This window comes from Brevundimonas sp. AVps31, assembly GCF_058681355.1.
Genome location: NZ_CM178736.1, coordinates 3,319,296 through 3,341,792 on the forward strand (window position 1 = coordinate 3,319,296; position 22,497 = coordinate 3,341,792).

Annotated in this window: 20 protein-coding genes; 9 read left to right on the forward strand and 11 right to left on the reverse strand. The window is 68.9% G+C overall.

What is annotated here, in order from left to right; translation table 11 throughout:
- The first annotated feature begins 40 nt into the window (after positions 1-40).
- Together ACW174_RS16275 and ACW174_RS16280 are read left to right on the forward strand one after the other, a co-directional pair.
- Complete coding sequence (locus tag ACW174_RS16275; RefSeq protein WP_492015404.1) at positions 41-670, forward strand: LemA family protein; 630 nt, start codon at positions 41-43, stop codon at positions 668-670.
- 98 nt (positions 671-768) lie between these two features.
- A complete protein-coding gene (locus ACW174_RS16280; protein ID WP_492015405.1) occupies positions 769-1,506 on the forward strand; it encodes an endonuclease/exonuclease/phosphatase family protein in 738 nt (245 codons plus the stop codon).
- On the opposite strand, the gene ACW174_RS16285 is transcribed toward ACW174_RS16280, so the two are convergent.
- Complete coding sequence (locus ACW174_RS16285) at positions 1,493-2,944, reverse strand: phospholipase D-like domain-containing protein (protein ID WP_492015406.1); 1,452 nt, start codon at positions 2,942-2,944, stop codon at positions 1,493-1,495. The two genes, ACW174_RS16280 and ACW174_RS16285, sit on opposite strands and share 14 nt — an antisense overlap.
- Positions 2,945-3,136: 192 nt before the next feature.
- Between ACW174_RS16285 and ACW174_RS16290 the strand changes: the two genes are divergently transcribed.
- The 3 genes from ACW174_RS16290 (at position 3,137) to ACW174_RS16300 (ending at position 6,745) form a co-directional block, all read left to right on the forward strand.
- On the forward strand, positions 3,137-3,325 hold the full coding sequence (locus ACW174_RS16290; protein ID WP_492015407.1) for a hypothetical protein: 189 nt from the start codon (positions 3,137-3,139) through the stop codon (positions 3,323-3,325).
- A 113-nt stretch (positions 3,326-3,438) separates the two neighbouring features.
- Complete coding sequence (locus tag ACW174_RS16295; protein ID WP_492015408.1) at positions 3,439-6,015, forward strand: coiled-coil domain-containing protein; 2,577 nt, start codon at positions 3,439-3,441, stop codon at positions 6,013-6,015.
- A gap of 133 nt (positions 6,016-6,148) precedes the next feature.
- Positions 6,149-6,745, forward strand: coding sequence for a hypothetical protein (locus tag ACW174_RS16300; protein ID WP_492015409.1), 597 nt, complete (start codon positions 6,149-6,151; stop codon positions 6,743-6,745).
- Between the two features lie 3 nt (positions 6,746-6,748).
- On the opposite strand, the gene ACW174_RS16305 is transcribed toward ACW174_RS16300, so the two are convergent.
- A complete protein-coding gene (locus ACW174_RS16305) occupies positions 6,749-7,903 on the reverse strand; it encodes an MFS transporter (RefSeq protein WP_492015410.1) in 1,155 nt (384 codons plus the stop codon).
- Between the two features lie 48 nt (positions 7,904-7,951).
- Between ACW174_RS16305 and ACW174_RS16310 the strand changes: the two genes are divergently transcribed.
- Complete coding sequence (locus ACW174_RS16310; RefSeq protein WP_492015411.1) at positions 7,952-8,323, forward strand: DUF423 domain-containing protein; 372 nt, start codon at positions 7,952-7,954, stop codon at positions 8,321-8,323.
- 30 nt (positions 8,324-8,353) lie between these two features.
- The gene (gene pip / locus ACW174_RS16315; protein ID WP_492015412.1) at positions 8,354-9,328 is read left to right on the forward strand and encodes a prolyl aminopeptidase; all 975 of its coding nucleotides are present in this window, start codon (positions 8,354-8,356) and stop codon (positions 9,326-9,328) included.
- Positions 9,329-9,414: 86 nt separating this feature from the next.
- On the opposite strand, the gene ACW174_RS16320 is transcribed toward pip, so the two are convergent.
- The 9 genes from ACW174_RS16320 to ACW174_RS16360 form a co-directional block, all read right to left on the reverse strand.
- Positions 9,415-9,879 carry a DUF6173 family protein gene (locus tag ACW174_RS16320; RefSeq protein ID WP_492015413.1) on the reverse strand — a complete coding sequence of 155 codons (465 nt, stop codon included), beginning with the start codon at positions 9,877-9,879 and terminating at the stop codon, positions 9,415-9,417.
- Between the two features lie 26 nt (positions 9,880-9,905).
- Positions 9,906-11,063, reverse strand: coding sequence for a rod shape-determining protein RodA (gene rodA / locus ACW174_RS16325; RefSeq protein WP_492015414.1), 1,158 nt, complete (start codon positions 11,061-11,063; stop codon positions 9,906-9,908).
- Complete coding sequence (gene mrdA, locus ACW174_RS16330) at positions 11,060-13,126, reverse strand: penicillin-binding protein 2 (RefSeq protein ID WP_492015415.1); 2,067 nt, start codon at positions 13,124-13,126, stop codon at positions 11,060-11,062. Before mrdA ends, rodA begins: the two co-directional genes overlap by 4 nt.
- Positions 13,123-13,641: a hypothetical protein gene (locus ACW174_RS16335; protein WP_492015416.1), complete on the reverse strand. Its 519-nt coding sequence runs from the start codon at positions 13,639-13,641 to the stop codon at positions 13,123-13,125. The genes mrdA and ACW174_RS16335 overlap by 4 nt, the downstream gene beginning before the upstream one ends.
- The gene (mreC, locus tag ACW174_RS16340; RefSeq protein WP_492015417.1) at positions 13,638-14,765 is read right to left on the reverse strand and encodes a rod shape-determining protein MreC; all 1,128 of its coding nucleotides are present in this window, start codon (positions 14,763-14,765) and stop codon (positions 13,638-13,640) included. Before mreC ends, ACW174_RS16335 begins: the two co-directional genes overlap by 4 nt.
- A 138-nt stretch (positions 14,766-14,903) precedes the next feature.
- Complete coding sequence (locus ACW174_RS16345; RefSeq protein ID WP_492015418.1) at positions 14,904-15,944, reverse strand: rod shape-determining protein; 1,041 nt, start codon at positions 15,942-15,944, stop codon at positions 14,904-14,906.
- Between the two features lie 231 nt (positions 15,945-16,175).
- On the reverse strand, positions 16,176-16,898 hold the full coding sequence (locus tag ACW174_RS16350; RefSeq protein ID WP_492015419.1) for a TVP38/TMEM64 family protein: 723 nt from the start codon (positions 16,896-16,898) through the stop codon (positions 16,176-16,178).
- Between the two features lie 44 nt (positions 16,899-16,942).
- Complete coding sequence (locus ACW174_RS16355) at positions 16,943-18,025, reverse strand: hypothetical protein (RefSeq protein WP_492015420.1); 1,083 nt, start codon at positions 18,023-18,025, stop codon at positions 16,943-16,945.
- Positions 18,026-18,084: 59 nt separating this feature from the next.
- Positions 18,085-20,526, reverse strand: coding sequence for a GH92 family glycosyl hydrolase (locus ACW174_RS16360; RefSeq protein ID WP_492015421.1), 2,442 nt, complete (start codon positions 20,524-20,526; stop codon positions 18,085-18,087).
- Between the two features lie 154 nt (positions 20,527-20,680).
- On the opposite strand from ACW174_RS16360, the gene ACW174_RS16365 reads away from it, so the two are divergent.
- Entirely contained in the window at positions 20,681-21,886 is a 1,206-nt protein-coding gene (locus tag ACW174_RS16365) for a pyridoxal phosphate-dependent aminotransferase (protein WP_492015422.1), read from the forward strand.
- 183 nt (positions 21,887-22,069) lie between these two features.
- On the forward strand, positions 22,070-22,483 hold the full coding sequence (locus ACW174_RS16370; RefSeq protein ID WP_492015423.1) for an endonuclease domain-containing protein: 414 nt from the start codon (positions 22,070-22,072) through the stop codon (positions 22,481-22,483).
- The last annotated feature ends 14 nt before the right edge of the window (positions 22,484-22,497 follow it).

The following is a 22,497-nucleotide window of genomic DNA, read 5'->3' on the forward strand; positions in this document are numbered from 1 at the left end:
GACCCGCCCCATACTCGGTCCAGGTCCGCAGGAGAGGTTGATGATCCGCTTTCCGTCCCGCGCCGCGACGCTCGCCGTCGGGCTTGCGATGACGCCCGTCCTGGCGGGGTGCGGCCTCAACGGATCAAGCACCCGCGAGGAGATGGCCCAGGCCCGCTGGGCCGAGGTCCGGTCCCAGTACGGCAGCCGCGTCCAGCTCACCTCTGACATGGTCGGCGCGCTTCAGGGCGTCGCGGCCCCGCAGGACGCGCCGGCCCTGCGCCAGCTCGGCGCTCGCGTGACCGCGCCCGTCCCGGCGCCCGAGACGCCGACCGACCCGGCCGCCTTCCGCCGCTACCAGACCGCCCAGCTTCAGCTGACCCGGGCCCTGGACCAGCTGGAGCAGATCTCGACCCGCTACCCGCAGCTCCGCGCCAACCGGAATTTCGTCGTCCTGCAATCCCGTCTCGACGGCAGCGAAGGCCGCATCGCCGTCGCCCGCAACGACTACAACGAGGCGGCCGAGGATTATAACGACGCTCTGGGTCGGTTCCCGACGTCCCTGTGGTCGGGTGGACGGGCGCGCATGCAGGTCTTCACGGCGGATCCGCCCGCTCCCCCGCCCGCGCCGGCCGCCCCGCCCCCGGTCCCCGCTGGCGCTCCGACTCCGATCGTCCCCGGAACGACGTAGGCGCCTTTCCGGTTATCCTCCTGCACGCCCGTCATCATTTCGCGCGTATCAGGGACCAAATGCGCAACAGGCCGCGTCCCGAGGCCGACCGGAACTCCATGCCCCGCCTTCTCACCTACAATGTCCATCGCTGCGTCGGAATCGATCGCAAGCTGGACGTCAGCCGTATCGCCGCCGTGATCGCCGAGCATGAGCCGGACATCGTCTGTCTGCAGGAGCTGGACGTGGGCCGGGCCCGTACGGGCTTTGTCGATCAGGCACGATCGATCGCCGACCAGCTGGCGATGACCTATCACTTTCATGCGGCGATGCGGGTCGAGGCCGAGCTGTACGGCGACGCCGTCCTGACCCATCTGCCCGAGCGCATGGTCAAGTCCGGTCCCCTGCCGACAATCCGCGGCGTGCCGGGTCTGGAGCCGCGCGGGGCCCTGTGGATCGCGGTCGAGATCGAGGGCGTCACCCTGAACGTCTTCAACACCCATCTGGGACTGGTGCCCCGCGAACAGCGGCTGCAGGCCGCGGCTCTGGCCGGCGAGCAGTGGCTGGGTCATGCGGACTGCACCGGCCCGACCCTGCTGACCGGCGACTTCAACGCCACCTCGGTGACACGCCCCTACCAGACCCTGGCCCGCAAGCTGGCGGACTGCCAACGCAGCCTGAAACTGAAGCCCACGGTGAAGACCTTCCCCTCCAGTTTCCCGGCGATCCGCATCGACCACTGCTTCACCAGCCCCGAGGTGGTGGTGACCGGAGTGAAGGCGCCGTTCTCGCCGCTGGCGCGGATGGCTTCGGACCACCTGCCCCTGATCGTGGACTTCGAGATCAGGCCGGCTTGACGGGCAGACGGCGGTGCGAGGCCGCCCGTCGTTTCCACGGCCGGAAGGCGTCCTTGGTCGAGGTCGGATCGCCCAGCTGAAACTCCGCGATGATCTGCTCGATCCGCGACGGCGGCGCCGCGCCCAAGGCCTGCATCCGTCCGGTGTCGAAGCGCTGCACCGCCTCGCCGATGGACTGCGACAGGGCCTCCGCCGCCGCGAACTCGGCGCCGCTGACCCCGATCCAGTGACCGAGAGTGTGATGGCGGAATTTGCGGATCGCGTCGCGCCCCTCGTCCGTGCCCGGCTGGACGGCCACGTCGCACTCGGTGTCGAAACCCAGCGAGCGGTTGTTCAGATTGGTCGAGCCGATGCGGAGGATTTCGTCGTCGTAGATCGACATCTTGGCGTGGACGATGATCCGTCCGCCCTCCTCCGTATGCGGAGCAAAGGCGAAGAAGCGGTTGTTGCGATCGGCCTGCTCCAGCCGGAACAGGACTTCCGAACGGGCCGTGTCCATCGTCATCTGGTCGAACCAGCTGGGGCTGCCGCCGGTCGACACCAGCACCACCTCCGGCCCGTCCCACTCCGAAAGTCGCTCAGCCAGGGCCGCCGCGATCACCGGCGAGGTGAAATACTGGTTCTCCAGATAGATGAGCTTCTTCGCCTTCCGGATCGCGTCCAGATGCAGGGCCTCGTTCTCGCGCGTCTCGGTCCACTGGCCGAAGCCCGGCTCCGTTCGCGCGATGGCGAAGGGCGTGTCGCGAATGTCCGGCTCCACCCCGTCGGGCCAGGGATCGCCGGGGGGCTCGTCGGGAATGGTCCGCTCGTCGGTGGCCTTGTACCAGCGCTCGCGGGCGAGATCGCCCAAGGCCCTGGCGGCCGGACCGTCCACGACGCACATCACCTCGTGCCGCGGCGGCGCGATCAGGCCGGACGGCAGGCAACGGCGGGGGTCGCCGTCCAGATGCTCCTCTGAATCCCAACGATCCACAGAGATATCGCCGCCGCCCACGAAGGCCACGGCGTCGTCGATGATGACCACCTTCTGGTGATGACAGGCGCCCGGGGCGGGCGGCGGGTCCAGCCTGAACTCGACCATCCGTTTGCGGAACCAGCCCTGCGCCCGCTGCGGGAAGAAGCCTTGCGAGGCGGCGATCACCAGCGGCGACTTCCAGATCAGCAGTCGCACTTCCACCTCGGGCCGGCACTTCACCAGCATCCGCAGCAGATGCCCGATCTCGTCGGTCGGACCGGCATGAGCGACATCGGGGTGCAGGCGGGTGCGCGGATCGAACTGCCAGCCCAGCAGAACGACCGACCGTTGCGCCTTGTCCAGCGCCGAGCGCAGCGCGGTGAAATAGGCGGCGTTCTCCATCAGGACGGCGAAGCGGTTCGCCGTCTCCACGCGCCAGCAGTTCCGGCCGGGGACGAACAGGCGGTCGTTTTGATTATCCATGTCGATACGCCTGACCGATTCGCATGACGACGACATACATCCCCCGACACCGGGAGACGCCCATTGCGCCTTTGCATTCCCAAGCCAGGGCCTGAACGAATAATGGTGACGCTTTGTTCATGCGTCGCGCATTGTTTTGAGAAATAATTGGGCGCATAACGTTGTCCGTTATCGGGACAGGGGAGATCGGCGATGCAAGCGCTGATCGAGTTGATCGCAAGCATCGTCGCCATGCTCGCCACTGCGGCTCTGTCGCAGTTCGGCGTGGACCTCCACACCCCGCAGAAGCCCGAGCGTGAAATTCACCGCGTCCGCGACTGCTCCGACAATGCCTCGTCTTCCATCGTCGCCGTGACCGGTGAGACCCGGCGCGAGTGCTGAAGCCCACCGGAATCGTCCGGGCTCGCCTTTGCTCTCCGCCGTTGACCCGCTAGGGTTTCCTCGTCCCCCAGCGCGCGTCCGCATGACGCTGACCGAGACGAGATCGACGCCTGATGAAGCCTCCCCGCCAACGGCCGCCGCTGAACCTGTCCGACCCCGTGTCGGAGCCTGCCGCCGAGCCTGCTGTCGAACCGATCGCCGAGGCGTCGTCCGGGGCTGAAGACGTCCCCGCGTCTGCGCCCACCCGCGCGGAGCGTCCCATGTCCGAGCGCCGCCGCCGCCGTCTGGCCGAAGAACAGCGCCTGACCGCCGAGCGCGCGGCCGCGGAGGCCGAACGGGCCGCGCGCCCCGTCGCCGACCCGGCGCCCGTCCTTGAACCCGCTCCGGTCGAGGTCCGCGCCCTCGCCGAGAGCGCCGAGGCCCCGCCCGTCGCCTTCACCCCGGCGTCCGCGCCCGCCCTCCGCAAGCGCGAAACGCCACAGCCGTCCGGCCGTCACGCCTATCTGGTCGCCGGCATCGCCGCCGCCCTGTGGATCGGCGGCGTCGCAGCCCTGGCCGCGTTCGAGATCGGCTCCGGTTCGGTGGACCTCGAACCGCTGCGTCTCGCCCTTTACGCCCTGATCGCCCTCGCCCCCGCCGGCCTGGCGATCATGCTGGCCCACGCCATCCGCCAGGGCGCCGGCCTGGCCGCCGAGACCAAGCGCGCCCGCGACCTGTCCGAAGCCCTGATCGCCCCGACCGCGCTTGCCGCCCAGCGCACCGGCGAGGTGTTGCAGACCCTGCGCATGGATATCGATCAGGCGTCGCTCGCCGCCGAGCGCGCCCGCAACGACATGGCCCTGCTGCGCGAAGCGCTGGCCCTGGAAACCACCCGCCTGAACGAAGCCGCCGAAACCGCCGGCCTCACCGCGCGCCGCCTGACCGAACAGCTCGGCGGTGAGCGCGAACAGATGCAGACGCTCGGGACCGCGCTGGACAAACAGGCGACCGGGGTCCTCGACGCCGTCGAGCGGCAATCGCGCATGGTCGTGGACGCCTCCGACCTGGCCCAGACCCAGCTGCGCGAGGCCGAAGCCGCCCTCGCCGCCCGCGCCGCCGATCTGGCCGCCGCCGCGGGTGAGGCGCAGGACGCCGCTCGCGCCGCCGCCGACGATCTGGCACGCCAGACCATCCGGCTCGAAAACGCCGGCTCCGGCGTCGCTGAGCAGATCCAGTCTGTCGAGGAAGGGCTGGGCCAACAGCGCGCCGCCCTGGTCACCGCCGCCTACGCCCTGCGGACCGATCAGGAGGACTTCTCCGCCCAGGTCGAGAGCCAGCGCGCCCAGCTCACCGAACAACTGTCCGCCGCCCGCAGCGCCGCCGGCGATCTGGGCGACACCGCCACCCGCTCGACGGAGACCGTCAAGGATCTGGTCGAGGCCGCGGCTGATCAGTTCAAGGCGCTGATCGAGATGTCCCAGCGCGAGGCCGACGGCTTCGACGCCGCCACCAAGGTCGCGCTGGATCGGTTCGAGGCGCTGGCCGCCGACGCCCGCGACGCCCTGGTCGAGGAGACCCGCCGGGCGCTGGCCGCCCTGCAGGCCACCGCCGAGGATTCCAGGATCGCCGCCGGCGAAGCCGCGGATCAGGCCCAGCTGCGCGCCGACCGTCTGGGCGAGGCCATGTTCGAGGCTGCCCAGAAGGCGGACGCCGCCGCCGACTCCCGTCTGGAAAGCGCGCGCCGCATCGTCACCGAGTCCGGCGCCCTGCTGGAGCAATCCGGCGATCGCGCGCTGGAGAAGCTGGAGCACACCGTCGAGCGCATGGACGCCGCCCTCGCCCGCATCGACGAGGCCATCGGCGATCTGGACGACCGTGCCGGTCGTCTCCCCGAAGAAGCGCGCAGACGGGTTGAGGAGGTTCGCAATACGGTCGAGGAAGGCCTCGCCGCACTCTCCGCCGCGTCGCAGAAGGCCGCCGCCGATACGGAAGCCCTGGACGCCGGCTTCCAGGAGCGCGTCCGCCGCAACTACGACATGCTGACCGAGGCCGTCCGCCTGATGGGCGTGGTCTCCGGCGAAAGCCCGACCAGCCGTCGCCGCGAAACCGGAGCGCTCCCGGAGCCCGAACCCGTTCGCGCCTCCCGGTCCGACCCGCGCCCCGAGCCGCGGTCCGAGCCCCGCGTCGATGACAAGGGCTTCGGTCTGCGGGGTCGCCTGAAGCTGGAGCCGACCCCGGGCACCCCGGCGTCAAACCGGTCGCTGGACTGGGCCGATCTGGTCGATGATCCGCAAGGCGAAGCCCCGCTGGACTTGGACACGCCGGTCATGCCCACGGGCGGTGGCGAAGGCAATCTTGAGGTGCTGAGCGAACGGATCGTCGCGGCCATCCGGCGTATGGGCGTCGATCCCAACGCCCTGCTGCCGCGCTCCCGGGTCGAGGAGGCCGCGCGCGCCCTGACCGAGCGTGACCCGGACCGCGCGCGCCAGATCGTGCGTCGCGTGGCCCCGGCCGCCGTGCGCAGCGTCTCGCGCCGCGTGTTGACCGATCCCGACCTGCGCGCCGACGCCGAAGCCTACGTCCGCGTCTTCAGTCGCGACGTCGCGGGCCATGCCGCGGTCGGCGACGGCCCCGCCGTGCTGGGCCGCCTGACCTCCGACGGCGGCCGCGCCTTCATGCTGCTGGACGCCGCCATCGGCGACCTGGCCTGACATGCCGTTCGCGCGACCGGTGAATCTGCGTCCGGCCGGGCGTCAACGCCGTCTTTTCATCTTGACGCGAAGGGGGCGATGGCGACACCGTGCCCTTCACCGTCACGTAACCGTCACGAAGTAGTCCGGACCCATGGCCGAGCTTGATAAGACGCTGACGGACACCCGCCCCGGGATCGTGATCTGCGCCTGGGACGCCGGCGAGTCGGGTTGGGATCCGGTTGAGGATCTCTCCGGCGAACCCTGGAGCCCGAACGGGGCCCGCACCGTGCCGGTCCCCTCCGCTGATCCGGACGCCCTCGCCTCGACCCTGTCCGCCCACCTGAGCGACAACCGCTGCCGGGCCCTGCTTCTGGTGGGGCGCACACGCCGGGCGGACGGCTTCCGCCTGCAGATGAGGGCCGAAAACCGGTCCGCCGACGGCGCGACCCGTCTGGACGGCGTCGGTCCCAGCGTGGCCCGCGCGACCGCGCCGGTCGCCGACATGGTCCGCGCCCTGACCGAGGCCGGCCTGATCGCCGGCGCAACCTCTGACGCCGAGGAGGACGCCGGCAGCTACCTGCTCTACCGCGTCCTTTCCAACCTGCCGGACGGGTTGGACACCCCCGCCATCGGCCTCCTGCGGGCGCCCGAAAACGAGCCTGACGCCGCCGTCCAGCGCGCGGTCAAGGCCGCGGCCCAGGCCATGGCGCGCCATCTGTCGCCCCTGCCGCGGTCCCGCGCGATCTGACCCTCAGGCCAGCTTTCGCCGCAGCGGCAGGGCGGCGAGCAGACCGGCTGCCGACATCACCGCCATCGCCGCATAGCCGCCCGCGCCGAACCGGTCGTAAAGCGGCCCCGACAGCGCCGTCGCTCCCCCGATCAGAACACCCGCCGACAGGACCGAGCTCAGCGTCTGGGCCGCCGTCTGGCTGTCGCGCGGCGCCAGCGTCTCGACGATCTGCACCCCGGCCAGGAAGGTCGCCGCGAACGTCAGGGCGTGTAGCGCCTGCAGGGGCCACAACAGCCACAGCGGCGGCGCAAAGCTCATCGCCGTCCAGCGCAACACCGCCGCCCCCGCCCCGATCACCAGCAGGATCCACGGCCCGATTCCGACCCGACGCCGCCACGGCTCGACCAGCCACATCAGCGCGACCTCGACCACCACCCCAAACGCCCACAGCTGGCCGGTCACCGCCTCGCTGATCCCCTGCGCCTTCCACAGCAGGGCCGAGAAGCCGTACTGGAAGGCGTGGGCCGCCTGCACCGCGCCGACCGCGAAGATGGCGGTCATGAACACCGGATCGACCACCAGCCGGCCCAGCCCCCGGAACCGGTCCCTCTTCCGCAATGTCGCCCCCTCGCCGACGGGCTCGCCCGGGAGGAACAGCGCGGCCGTCACGGCGATGGCCAGCCCCATCAGGGTGACCCAGACCACGATCACATCGACCTGCGCCTTCAACAGCAGGGCGCCCATGCCGACATTGACCGCCACGAAGGCCACGGACCCACAGCCGCGCGGCAGGGCGAAGGTGAAGCCGTCCCGCGCCGCCAGCCGCAACGTCAGCACGTCGCTGAGCGGGATCAGGGCCGCCGCCGCGGTCGCGCCGATGAACCAGCAGACGGCTCTCGGGGCAAAGCCGTCCAGCAGACCCGCCCCGCCATAGCCCAGCGCCATGACCAGCCCCAGCAGGGCGATCGGCGCCCGCCGCGTCCGGAATCCGTCGGCCCACACCGCCAGCAGCGGCCCGGTCACGATCCGCCCCAGCATGGGCGCGGCCAGCAGAACGCCGATCTGCGCCCCGCTCAGCCCTTGCGCCCGAAACCACAGGCTGGCGAACGGAAGGCTCACGCCGCTGGCGCCGAAGAGCAACACATATTGCAGGCCCATCCGGGCGGCGGAATTCATGCCGGCCAGATAGCAGACGGCGACGCTTCTGTCGGCTAGCGTCGGGTCATGACAGTGAATCGAAATCTGGTGGTCTTCGCCGCCGCGAACGGAGCGATGGCGGTGGCGCTGGGCGCCTTCGCGTCCCATGGCGCCGGGCCGCAGATCAAGAGCCTGCTGACCACGGGCGCCCAGTACCAGCTGACCCACGCCCTGCTCGGCATCGCCTGCGCCCTGTGGCCCGCGCACCCCCGGCTGGTGACGATCGCCGGCTGGCTGTCGACGGCGGGGGGCCTGATCTTCTCCGTCTCATTGATGGGTCTGGGCCTGCTCAGCATCCGCGCCTTCGGCCCGGTGACGCCGATCGGCGGCGTGCTGATGATCGTGGCTTGGCTTTTGCTCATCGTTGCCGCATTGCGAACCACCAGCTCCAAAGCCTGACGCAGGCGAGCAGAAAGACCGGATTACAGTATGGCCTTCCCCCTGCCCGACGCCCCGCGCCGCGAGCTTTATCCTGAAGTCGAAGCCTATGCCTCGGGCTATATGAAGACCGACGGCGTGCACGAGGTCTGGTACGAGGAAAGCGGCAACCCTCAGGGCCTGCCGGTCATCGTGCTGCATGGCGGTCCGGGCGGCGCGGTGAACCCCGGCATGCGTCGCTACTTCGATCCCGGCAAATACCGCATCGTCATGTTCGACCAGCGCGGCTGCGGCAACAGCCGCCCGAACGCCTCGCTGGAAGACAACACCACCTGGACCCTGATCGAGGACATCGAGCGTCTGCGGGACCTGCTCGGCATCGACAAATGGGCGGTGTTCGGCGGCAGCTGGGGATCGACCCTGTCGCTGGCCTACGCCATCACCCATCCGGAACGCTGCACGGCCCTGCTGCTGCGCGGCATCTTCCTGCTGACGAAGCCGGAACTGCACTGGTTCTATCAGGACGGCGCCTCGCACCTTTTCCCGGACGCGTGGGAGCAGTTCCTTGCCCCCATCCCGGAGGCCGAACGCGGCGACCTGATGGGCGCCTACTACAAGCGGCTGATCGGCGACGACAAGGCCGAGCGCGAGCGCTGCGCCATCGCCTGGTCCAGCTGGGAGGGCGACACCGTCAGCGTTCAGGGCCCTTCGGCCCGTCCCGACAAGTTCGCCGAGCCGGAATTCGCCGTCGCCTTCGCCCGCATCGAGAACTGGTATTTCACCAACGGCGGCTTCTTCCCCGAAGAGAACTGGCTGCTGAACAACGTCCACCGCATCCGACACATCCCGTGCTGGATCGCCCAGGGCCGTTTCGACGTGGTCACCCCGATGACCAGCGCCTGGGCCCTGCACAAGGCCTGGCCGGAATCGAAGCTGGACGTCATCCCCGACGCCGGCCACGCCTCCTCCGAACCCGGCATCATCGACAGCCTGGTCCGCGCCACCGACTGGGCCGCTTCGCTCTGAAGGCCGTAGGGAACAGGCAGTAGGCAACAGGGCCAAGGCTTCCCTACTGCCTACTGCCTACTGCCTACTGCCTACTGCCTGCTCGCTCACTTCGGATTCGTCTTCCCCACCAGCTCCGACAGCTGGAAGCCGATGCGTTTCGCCTCACGCTCCTCGGGCTTTCTCCGGGCGTCCAGCAGGACATTGATCTGGGCGTAGTGCTGAATCAGCCGCACCGGCTTGCCCTCGCTGTTCTTGCCGAGGAACAGGATGAAGTCCGGCCCCCAGAAGCCGACGTCCTCGATCTGCATCACCCCGTCGCCCGGCAGGCCGACGATGCGGGCGGCGATCTCCTCGTCCTTGTCGAGGCCCTTCTCATAGTCCTCGATCAGCTTGGACAGTCGCACGAAGGCCCATTCCGCCGGGTTCTCGCGCATCCGCACGCCGTCGGTCAGCGCCGCCTTCTGCTCGGGCGTCGCGGTCGGCAGGACGGGCTCGGGACAGGGCGTGTCGCCACAGTCGGAGAACAGGGACGGCGGGGCGGTCGCGGGGGCGTCGGGCGTATCGGTCATGCCCCAACCTAGGGGCTGAACGCCGGCTAGAACAGGCTGTGCCCCTTGGGCAGTTCGACGTAGCGGTGCACGCGGGTCGCCAGCACCAGCCCGAAGCCGATCATCACCGTCAGCATCACCGTGCCGCCGTTCGACAACAGCGGCATGGGCACGCCCACGACCGGCGCCAGCCCCATCACCATCGCCCCGTTGATCAGCACATACAGGGCGAAGGTCGCCGTCACCCCCGCCGCGCCCAGGCGACCGAAATGGCTGTGCGACAGCGACGCGATCCGCAGGGCGATCAGGATGATGGTCAGATAGCAGACGATCACGGTGAAGGAGCCGAGGAAGCCGAACTCCTCAGACAGGGCCGCGAAGATGAAGTCGGTATGCTTCTCGGGCAGGAACTCCAGCTGGCTCTGGCTGCCCAGCCCATAGCCCTTGCCCAGCAGGCCGCCCGAGCCCATCGCGATCTTGGACTGGGTGATGTGGTAGCCCGTGCCGCTGGGATCGCCTTCCGGGTTCAGGAAGGTCAGCACGCGGTGGCGCTGATATTCGTGCATGCCGAACATCACATAGAAGGGCACGGCGATGGCGGTCGGCACGGCGACCCCGGCGATGATCTTCCAGCTCAGTCCCGCCATGAACATGATCGCCGCCCCGGTCAGACCCAGCAGCATGGCCGAGCCCAGATCGGGCTGGTGCGCCACCAGCAGGAACGGCAGGCCGATCATCGCGGCCGGCACGATCAGCTTCCAGTGGAAGCTGGCCTCCTTGGCGCTGGCGCTGTGGTACCAGCGGGCCAGGGCCAGCACGAGACCGATCTTCATGATCTCGGACGGCTGGATGCGGGTCACCCCCAAGTCCAGCCAGCGCGTGGCGCCCAGCGCCCGATACCCCAGCCCCGGCACCTCGACCGCCGCCAGCATCAGCAGGGCGACGGCGTAGATCGGATAGGACAGGCGGAACCACCACTTCAGGCTGACCATCGACAGGCCCAGCATGACGACCAGCAGGAAGCCGAAGCGCATCAGGTGTTTGGCGGCCCACGGCTCCCATGAGCCGCCGGCGACCGAATAGAGCATCATCGCGCCCATGCCCGCGACCGCGCACAGCAGGGCCACGAAGCGCCAGTCGATCTGGCCGATCTTGACGACCAGCCGCTCGCGCTCGCCGGGACGGGTCAGGGCCGAGGCGGTCATTGCGGGGCGTCCGGAACATAGGGCCGCGGCCCGGAAGTCGCGGCGGGGGCGGCGGGCTGTGACGTCGATGGCGCCGGTGCGGCCGTCGCGGCCACCGGATCCTCCGGCGCGGCGCCGACCTCCACGCCTTCGGGCGTCTCGGGCGCCAGAGCCTCGGGCGGCAGGGGCCGCTGGATGCGCGCCAGCATCTCCGGATCCTTCAGCAGGACGGTGCGCATGATTTCACGGGCGCGCGGCGCCGCGGCCGTCGCGCCGCCCTTGCCGCCGTGCTCGACGATCACCGCCACCGCATAGCGGGGCTCGTCAATCGGGGCGAAGGCCACGAACAGGTTGTGATCCTTCAGGGCCCAGATGTTGCTCTTGCGCGATCCGGTGCCATAGCTGCGCACCTGCGCCGTGCCGGTCTTGCCGGCCATCTGGATGTCGCCCAGGCCCAGTTGCGACTGGCGATAGGCGCCGCCGGTCCGGTCATTGGCCACGGCGACCATGCCCTGACGCACGATCTCCAGATGCTCGCGCGAGAACGGCAGGTCCGGCACCGCGGCGCCCGACGGGCGATCCACACCGCCGACCGACTTGATCAGACGGGGCAGAATGGCCTTGCGGGCATTGGCGAAGCGGGCGGTTGTCACGGCCAGTTGCAGGGCGGTGACATTGACGTCCCCCTGCCCGATCGCGACCGACAGCGTCTCGCCCGGATACCAGGTGCGGGAGTCCGGATTGGGGTTGTTGCGGTTGTAGTTCGCCTTCCAGGCCCGGCTGGGGACCGAACCGGTCTTCTGGTTGCCGACCCCGATATCGTAGGTCTGCATATAGCCGATCTTCTTGGCGACCTCCTGGATCTTGTCCACGCCCGCGCGGTTGCACAGGTGATAGAAGTAGACGTCGCAAGAGTTCTTGATGGCGTCGTGCATGTTCTGCGCGCCATGGCCGCGGTGTTCCCAGCAGCGGAACACGCGGTTGCCGAAGCGATAGCCGCCCGTGCAGACGACCCGCTCGCTCGGATCCACGCCCGCCTCGAGCAGGGCCAGCGCCGTCGTCAGCTTGAACGTCGAACCCGGGTGGAAGACCCCGCCGATGGCCTTGTCCAGCAAGGGCTTGCGCTCATAGTCGGACAGGGCGCGGTAGACGCTGGACGGCACGCCGCCGACGAACAGGTTCGGATCGAATGACGGCGCGGAGACCATGCACAGGATGTCGCCATTGCGCACATCCATGACCACACAGGCGCCGGACTCGTCGCCGAACACCTCCAGCGCGCGGTTCTGGACGTCGACGTCCAGCGTCAGGACCACGTCCTTGCCCGGCACGGCCGGACGCGACCCGCCGATGTCCTCGGCCACCACCCGGCCCCGGGCGTCGACCTCGACCCGCGTGCCCCCGGCCTCGCCGCGCAGATCGCTGTCCAGGGCCTTCTCGACGCCCTGACGGCCGATGCGGAAACCGGGGTTGTAGAGGATGGGGGGCACGTCCTCGCCCCGCGCCTCGATGGCCTTGATGTCCCGTTCGTTGGGCTTGGCCACATAGCCGATGACGTGGGCGAAGGCGCCGCCGTAGGGATAGAAGCGCGCCTCGTTCATGTCGGCCATCACGCCGGGCAGTTCATTGGCGTACAGGTTGACCCGCGCGAACTCCTCCCACGTCAGGTCGCTCTTCACCGGCACCGGCGAAAAGCGCGGCGCGGCGTTCACGTCACGGATGATCGAGCGCCGACGGTCCAGCGTGTCCGGCAGCAGACGGCCCAGCAGGTCCAGCGTCTGGTCCAGATCCTTGGTTTCGTCCCGCACGACCAGCACGCGGAAACTGGGCCGGTTGCCCGCGATCGGCACATTGTTCCGGTCCAGGATTCGCCCGCGCGGCGGCGGCACCAGACGGAAGTTGAACTGATTCTGGCTGGCGAGGGTGGCGTACTCGTTCGCCTGAAACACCTGCAGCTGCGCCAGACGCCCGGTCAGGGCCAGTCCGCCCAAGGTGGTCAGGCCGCCCAGCACGAAGGTCCGGCGCAGGAAGGATCCCTGCCGCTCGTTCGGATCCGAAAAGATGATGGAGGGCTCCGAGCTCATCGGAACCTCACGTCGCCGTCATCGAAGCGCTCGATCATGCTGTTCGCGAACGGGAACAGCAGAAGCGTCGGCACGACCTGTCCGATCAGGGCCAGAAGGCTGGGCGGCGTGCCCGTGATGACCGTCACGATCAGATAGGCCAGCAGGAAACCCAGGCCACAGCAGCCCGCGTACCAGATGAACAGCACCATGGTGTCCTGCCCGATCAGAATGCTGCGCGCCCCCAGGATCACCGCATAGATCGCCAGCAGGGACAGGGACCACAGCCCCAGCGGCCCGCCCAGGATGAAGTTCAGGAACAGCCCCAGCACCATCAGCACGACGGGAGCCACAATGGACGGACGGATCAGCGGCCAAGCGAAGGCCAGCACCATCGGGATGATCGGTTCGGGCAGGCTCAGGCCGAACACCTTGACCGGCGTCGCCAGCAAAAAGGTGACCGCGGCGGTGATCAGGGCCGGATAGACGATCCACTGCATCGGCCCGACGACGCGGACCGTGACGGCGCGTCTCATTCGTCCGCCCCCGGTGTTTCCTGCGGAGCGGGCGGCACCGGCGTCGGCGCCGGAGCGGCGGGCGGGCGGGTGCGGGCGGGGGCCGGCGCGGGCGTCTGCACCGGCGCGGGGGCCGGAGCCGGGGCCGGCGCGGTATTGGCGGCGCGGACGCGCGCGGCCTGGGCCTCGGCGGCCACCGTACGGCGCGCGGCGGCGTCATCGATGGCGGCGGTCTGTGCGCCGGTCGCTTCCGGCAGGGTGTTGAGCGCGGCCAGCGGCGCGGCGTTCAGGTCGTCGGCCCCGACCAGCTGGCCGAAGTCCTCGAACAGCATGATGCGGACATAGTCGATGGCGCCGCGGTCGCTGAACAGCTTGACCCGCCAGGTGCCGTCGATGCCCTTGGCGGCCACGCCGATGGGCACGCCGCGCGGGAAGCCGCCGCCGTCGCCCGAGCTCAGGATCCGGTCGCCCGCCTGCACCGAGCCGACGCCGCGCACGAACTCCAGTCGCGGATTGCCCGACCCGTCGCCGCTCAGGATGGCGCGCGCGTCCGTGCGGTCGACCAGCACCGGCGTGCGGCTGGCCACGTCCGTCAGCAGCAGCATGCGGCTGACATTGCCCGAGGCGCCGATGATGCGACCGACGAGGCCGTGCTCGTTGATGACCGGGTTCCCGATCTTCACGCCGCGGGCGGCGCCGGTGTCCAGCAGGCGGGCGTTGGAGAAGGGGCCGCGCGAATCCAGCACGGACCGCGCCGTCACCATCCGCACATCAGGCTCGGGCCGGATGCCCAGCATGGCCTCATAGCGGGCGTTGACGTTCTTCAGGGCGATGGCCTGGTCGCGCCACGGCTGCAGCTCGGTCAACTCACGCTTCAGGCGGCGATTCTCGGACACGGCGAAGAAATAGCCGCCGACATAGTCGCTGACATGGCCGAACCAGCGCACCGGCGCGGCGAAGACGCCGCCGACCGGACCGGCCACCGTCTCCACGCCCGCGCGGGCGGGCTGATACGGAGAGGCCTGCGCCCGCGCGTCGGTGATCAGAAGGACGACGGCGCCCACAAGGCAAACGACCACGGCCACCGCTGCGGTCCAGACCAGCGGCACCTTGATGTTCTCGAACGGTCCGTCGCGAAACGCCACGGCGCGCCTTCCTCAAAATAGGGAATCAGCGGGACGCTCCCTGCCGACAGCCGAGCCTATCGCAAAATCCGGGTTCGTTGGAAACCGACTGAATCCCCGGGATGACAGGGATTTGAGGCAATCTTTCGAACGCGGTCCTTACAGGGCCGAGTCGAGGACGCCCTTCATCCAGCGCGGGTGTTCCAGAACGCGACCGCAACCGATGGCGACGCAGGACAGCGGATCGTCGGCCACCGACACCGGCAGGCCGGTGTGATCGCGGATTTCGACATCCAGACCCCGCAGCAGCGCGCCGCCGCCGGTCAGCATAATGCCCTTGTCGGCGATGTCGGCGGCCAGTTCCGGCGGCGTGGCTTCCAGGGCGACCTTCACGGCCTCCACGATCTGCGACACCGGCTCGGCTAGGGCTTCGGCGGCCTGGCGTTCCGAGATGCGGACCTCGCGCGGCACGCCCTGCATCAGGTCGCGGCCCTTGACGTCGATCGACAGGCCTTCGCCGTCGGCCGGGATACGGGCGGTGCCGATGTCCTTCTTGATGCGCTCGGCGGTCGTTTCGCCGATCAGCAGATTATGGTTGCGACGCATGTAGCTGATGATGCTGTCGTCCATCTTGTCGCCGCCGACGCGGACCGAACGCGAATAGACGATGCCCGACAGCGACAGCACGGCCACCTCGGTGGTGCCGCCGCCGATGTCGACGACCATCGAACCGGTCGGCTCGTGGATCGGCAGGCCGGCGCCGATCGCGGCGGCCATCGGCTCGTCGATCAGGCCGACACGGCGGGCGCCGGCGTTCAGGCAGGAATCATTGATGGCGCGACGCTCGACCGCCGTGGCGCCCGACGGCACGCAGACGATGATCTTCGGGTTCACGAAGCCGCGGCGGTTATGCACCTTGCGGATGAAGTGCTTGATCATCTCTTCGGCGACTTCGAAATCGGCGATGACGCCGTCGCGCATGGGGCGGATCGCCTCCATGTGACCGGGGGTGCGGCCCAGCATCTGCTTGGCCTCGATGCCGACGGCGTGGACGATCTTCCGTCCACCGACATTGCGCAGGGCGACCACGGACGGTTCGTTCAGAACGATGCCCTTGCCCTTCATGTAGATCAGGGTGTTGGCGGTGCCGAGATCGATGGCGATGTCGTTCGAAATCGAACCGAATACATGGGAGAACATGGGCTTGGGATACCGTTCGTGCGGGCCTGGCGGCGTGCGTCTGACTTGATCGGTTTCGGCGACGCCCTGACCGTGCGCATCCCCATACGCACCGTCTCCTGATCGTCTTCGCCTGACTGACCGAGGGCTCGTTTGCCCGTGTGCGCAGGCGAATACAAGCCCCGTCTACGCCGCATGGTCCCGGAAGGGGGACAGGTTGTTCACGATAGTGTCAGGCGGACGCCGCGCCCCTCACGCGTCGATGACGCCCGCCGCCTTCTCGCGGCGCTTCACGAACTCGCGCACCGCCAGCATCAGCCCCAGCCAGACCACGGAAATCACCGCCAGAATGACCGAGGTCCAGACGCCGTCGCCCGAGACCGCCGACACCACCGCCCCGCCGAAGAAGGCGACCAGAACCGTTTTGGGCAGCACGCCCAGCGCGCATCCGGACAGAAAACCCCAGAAATTCGCCCGCGTCGCCCCGAACGCCATATTGACCACGATGAAGGGCGCCGACGGCACATTGCGGATCATGAAGCTGGCGTAGAAGGCGTTGTCGCCCACGAACCGCTTCAACCGGTCCGCCGTACGCCCGCCGAACCGCTCCAGCGCCCGCGCCGTCGGTCCCCGGCCCAGCCAGTAGGTCACGCCCGCCGAGGCGATGGTGGCGATCCAGCTGTACAGGAAGCCGAACCACGGCCCGAAGGCGACCACGCAGGCGGCAATCAGCAGGAACTGAGGCAGGCCCAGAAACGCCGCCGCCGTGAACACCAGTATGGCCACGAACACGCCCCACGGCCCGGTCCTGAACCCGCTCATCCAGGCTTCCAGCTGCCCCTCGGCGCCCAACTCCAGCTGGTGCTTGCCCACCAGGAACAGCCCCGTCACCGCAGCCAGCAGCAGGGCCGTCGCCAGCAAGGCCCGCCACCGGCGGCCCTCCATGTTCAGGATGAAGTCGAGGAAGCGACGCATCAGGCCGATCTAGCAGGCCGCCGAAGCGAGCGCGAGATGGGCGATTATTCCTGTTCAGGCGCCGGTCGGGACGGCCCGACCGACCACCTGCGAAGACTCCACGTCTCACCACCGCTGCGTACCCACTCCTGCCGGTAGTCAGCGATGATGAGGCGGGTTTTACCGCCCTCGCCGGGCTCGTCCCAACTCAACTGCCCTTCGATCCAGCCCTCATCAGCGGCGTGCGCCCCTATGACGCCCTGCCAAATCCGAAAATTCTTCAGCGGCTCGGCGCGCTCCAAGACGATATCCGACAGTTCGATTCTGGCGATCTCGCCGCTTCGCCCCCGCCCCGTGCGCACATCACCATTCCAATCCAGCGTCCCATCGATACCCGATGCGAGCCACGCCGCCCAGGCCGCGTGGGTGATGGTGCTGCCGCCGTATGCAGCAGGCGGATCACCTTTTTGGTTCATCAGGCTGGCGGCCGCCACGGTGTTCCCCGACAGGCTCAGGCAGGCCCGCAACCGGGAGACATCATTGCGATGCTCTTTGGGATCGAGCATTTCGCAGGCGGGAATAGCCTCGACCGCCAGTTCTGCCAGCAGGAAGGCGTAGCGGAGCGCCAGGCTCTTCCCCTCACAGCTGTTCTCGGAACGGGACCGGACCGGAACCGACATTCCATTGGCATTCGCCGCATTGGCCATTTCGATCTGCGCCGACCAGGGGTGTCCGCAGATGTAAACTTCGCCCGAGGGCGTCACCGCATTCGCAATCGGCTCCAACGTCCGATCGGCGTTGCGCCCCTCCTCGACGACCCGGTCCCACACCTCCGCGCGGATATCGTGGACGATCTCCCCCTCATTGGCGCCTCGAACGACCAGCATCGGCGGCTTGTCCTGCCGCATCTCAAAGCTGATCCACAGGATGTCGCGTCCGTAGCCGTCAGCATAGAATGCGCGATACACATGGGCGCCCGTCGCCGCCTCGGCCTCAATAGGCGTCGCGCGAAACATCTCGAGCAACTGCGCCTGGAGCGCAGCGGAGCATTCAGGCGTTTCCACCTCGCGCTCCGTATCACAGACAGCGGGCCAGTCCGGATCCTGACCGGCCAGGGCGGCGGCGAAGGCGACGGCGGTCAGGATCATGGGCTAACCTTTCGAAGCGTCACCGTGAGCATAGTCACCCCGTCCAGTAAACCGCGTTTTCATCCCGCCCGGCACGTCCCCGACGGCACATCCCCTGCCCCGGTCCCCCAGGTCGTCCGCTCCACCCGGTCCGTCAGCCGCAGGTCGATCCGGCCGCCGGCTTTCAGCTGGTCCCAATCCAGCCAGACGCGGTCATGGGCCCGCCCGTTCAGGCGGGCGCCCGAGACATACTGCACCCCCTCGCCCGTCGCGCCCGGCGCGTCGATGCGCAGGCTTCGCCCCTGCCCCAGATCGATCTCGACCTGTTCGAAGCGCGGCGCGCCGATCAAAATCTGACCCGTCCCGGGCATGGCCGGATACAGGCCCATGGCCCCGAACAGGTACCAGGCCGACATCGTGCCCAGGTCATCATTGCCGGTGACGCCGTTGGGGGCGTTGGTGAACAGGGTCTGGGCCGCGCGCACCACCGTCGCCGTCCGGTCGGGCCGGCCCAGCAGGGTGTAGATCCACGGCGTATGCATGGTCGGCTCGTTGTTCGGATTGTACCGATGCTGACCGTAGTAGGCGTAGGGCCCCGCCACCCATTCGGCCCGCGCGCTCATGGGGTCGGCCGAGATTTTGTCGAAGGCGAAGAAGCGGTCCAGCCGGGCCAAGGTCCGCTCACGTCCGCCCATGGCCTCGCTCATCCCGGCCACGTCCTGCGGGACCAGCCACTGATATTGCCAGGCCGTGCCCTCATGGAATCCATAGTGGGAGGTCGGATCATAGGCGCCCGACGGCGGGGCGAACCATGTCCCGTCCTCCATCCGCGGACGCGGGAAGCCGGTGAAGTCGCTCTCCGGGTCCGTGACGCTCGCGTCCCAGACCCTGCGCCAATTCCCGCCCCGGCGGCGCAGGGTCGCCGCGTCCGCCGTCTGTCCCAGCGCCTCGCCCATGATCGCCAGCGAACAGTCGGCCAGCGCATATTCCATCGTCGCCGAGCCCGCATGGTGGGGATCGGAATCCATCCCCTTGGACGGATGGGCCCGGTCGAATTGGACGTAGCCGTCCGTCAGATAGTGCGGATTGCCCGCCCGGCCGTCGTGGCGCGAGTTCAGCGGCGGATTGCCGAAGGCGTTGCGCCGCAGCGCCGCCCACGCCTGTTGCTCCCGCCCCTCCAGCGCCCCGAAGCGCCACAGGTCGACCAGGAAGGGCGTGACCGGATCGCCGGTCATCACATTGGTCTCGAAGCTGGCGTAGCCCCAGCGCGGCAGCCAGCCGCCCTGTTCGTCAATGGCCAGCACCGAGCGCGCGATGTCCCGCGCCCGCTCCGGCTTGAGGATGGCCAGCAGCTGGTTCTGGGACCGGTAGGTGTCCCACAGCGAAAAATACTCGTGATAGGTCCAGCCCTCGGCGACGTGGATTTCGTCGTCATAGCCGCGATAGCGCCCGTCGGCGTCGCTGCCGGTCATCGGCTGCAGCAGGGCGTGATACAGGGCCGTATAGAAGACGGCGCGGTCATCGGCGCGTCCGCCCTTCACCCGCACAGAGCCCAGCTCGCGCGCCCAGTCCGCCTCGGCGTCCGCGCGCAGGGTGTCGAAGCCCAGCAGCCGTCCGTCGCGCCGTCCCTCGGCGTCCAGATTGCCCCGTGCGCCCGCCTGATCGACGTGGGAGATGGCGCTGACCGCCGTCACCGCCGGCCCTTGGGACAGGTCAAACGTCACCCAGGCGCCGTTCCGCGGATCGTGCTCGCTCTCCATGCTGAAGCGCGCGCCCGGCGTCCCGCCCGCCTGTCCCCAGACGCCGAAACCGGCGAAGGGCCGGTCGAACTCGATGCGGAACCAGGTCGAATACTGGTGGCCGCCGCAGAAGCTCATCGTCGTCACCTTGCCCTCGACGGCCCGGTCGCCGACGACGCGGACCTGGCTGCCGATCACCCGGTGCCGCTCATTGGCCTGGCTGACGTTGATCAGGACATGGCCCTGCGTCTGGCCCGCCGCGAAAGTGTAGCGCTCGGCCGCCGCCCGGGTCCGGGCCGTGGCCTCCACATCGATGCCGCCGTAGTCGGTCAGCCGCACCCTGTAATAGCCCGCCTGCCCGACCTCGCCCTCGTGGGTGTAGCGGGACGCATAGGTCTTGTGATCGAAGCTGGCGGTCTTGGTCGTGTCGAACGCCCCGCCCGGCGCGATCGTCCCCGTCACCGGCAGCACCGACACCTGCCCGCCCTGCTCCCAGCAGCCCGCGCCGGAGACGAACGACCGCCCGAAGCCCCGGATCGTCTCGTCGTCATAGCGGTATCCCGCATAGTGCGAGCCGATCGGGCTGACCTGGATCTGGCCGAAGGGCGCCGACGCCCCGGGGAAGGTGTTCCCCTCGTCCCGCGTGCCGATAAAGGTGTTCACCGTCTGCGGCAGGCTTCGCTCGCTCCGCACCGCCGCCGCCGTCGCCGGCTGCGCCAGCCCCAGCACAGCCAGCACCGCCGCCATCGCCCGCCCGACCCGGACCGCGTTTCCCCACCCCATCACTTCCTCCCCGAAGCGCTGTTTGTTGAAGCGGTTCTAGGGGGATGCGGCGGCGGTGGGAACCGGAACTGTGTCCGGCAGAACGGCGTAGCGTCTCGTCATTTGATCCCCCCTTCGCAACTGCGTAATGAGGTGCGCCTTCCCGGGAGTCGCCATGTCCAGCCTTCAGTCCTCCGCCCTCGCCCGCGTCAAGCCGTCGGCGACCCTCGCCGTGACCGCTCAGGCGCGTCAGCTGAAAGCCGAAGGCCGCGACGTCATCGGCCTGGGCGCCGGAGAGCCGGATTTCGACACTCCGGACAACATCAAACAGGCCGCCATCGACGCCATCACGCGCGGCGAGACCAAATACACCGACGCCGACGGCATGCCGCAGCTGAAGGCCGCCATCTCCGCCAAGTTCAAGCGCGAGAACGGCCTCGACTATTCGACGGCCCAGATCCACGTCGCCCCGGGCGGCAAGCCGGTCATCTTCAACGCCTTCGTCGCCACCCTGAACCCGGGCGACGAGGTCATCGTGCCCGCCCCCTACTGGGTCTCCTATCCCGACATGGTCCTGCTGGCCGGCGGCGAGCCCGTCACCGTGATCGGTGAGGAGAAGGACGGCTTCAAACTGCTGCCCGCCGTGCTCGAGGCGGCGATCACGCCCCGGACGAAGTGGCTGATCCTCAACAGCCCGTCCAACCCCACCGGCGCCGCCTACACCCGCGCCGAGCTCGAGGCCCTGGCCGAGGTCTTGCGTCGCCACCCCCACGTCTGGGTGCTGACCGACGACATGTACGAGCATCTGGTCTACGGCGACTTCGAATACACCACCATCGCCCAAGTCGCGCCGGACCTCTACGATCGCACCCTGACGGTCAACGGCGTGTCCAAGGCCTATGCCATGACCGGCTGGCGCATCGGCTATGCGGGCGGGCCCAAGCCGCTGATCGACCTGATGCGCAAGGTGGCCAGCCAGACCACCTCCAACCCCGCCAGCATCAGCCAGTGGGCCGCCGTCGAGGCGCTGAACGGCCCGCAGGACTTCATGGCCGAACGCCGCGCCGCCTTCGAAAAGCGCCGCGACCTGGTCGTCTCGATGCTGAACCAGACCACGGGCGTCACCTGCGCCACGCCCGAGGGCGCCTTCTACGTCTACCCCTCCATCGCCGGCCTGATCGGCAAGACGACCGAAGGCGGCGTGGTCATCGACGGCGACTCCACCTTCGCCGCCGAACTGCTGAACGCCGAGGGCGTGGCCGTGGTGCAGGGCGAGGCCTTCGGCCTGAGCCCGTACTTCCGCATCAGCTATGCGACGTCGGAGGACGTGCTGGAAGCGGCGTGTGCGCGGATCCAGCGGTTCGCGGCCGGCCTGAAGTAACCCCTCCACCCCGCTTCGCGCGGTCCCCCTCCCCACCTTCGGTGGAGAGGTGAGGTGTGAGGTTCGGTTCACCTCTCCACGCAGTGGGGAGGTGGCGCGGCGCGTCTTCGCGCCGTGACGGAGGGGTCGCCAACCCGTTCCGGTTGGTTGCGTGACCACCATCCTCATGCAACTTTTGCGCGCATGACGCCTGCCATCACACATGAGCGCGCCCGCACCCTGCGCCGCCCGTTATCACCGCCCGAAGCGCGCCTATGGGTCCGCGTCCGCGCCCACCGCCTGGGCGGCTACAAGTTCCGCCGCCAGCATCCCGTTGGCCCCTACATCCTCGACTTCTACTGCGCCGCCGCACGGCTGGCGGTCGAGGTCGATGGTCGATGCCATGACGACCCGGATCGCGCCGCGCACGACCGAAGTCGCACGCGCTGGCTGGCCTCACAGGGCATCCGTGTCATCCGCATCGCCGCGATCGATGTGAAAGATGAGTTGGACGGCGTTCTGGCCTTCATCATCCGGGTCATTCGCGAACGGATCGCTGACCCCTCCGTCACGTCGCGAAGACGCGACGCGCCACCTCCCCACTGCGTGGAGAGGTGATCCGCACCCTCACC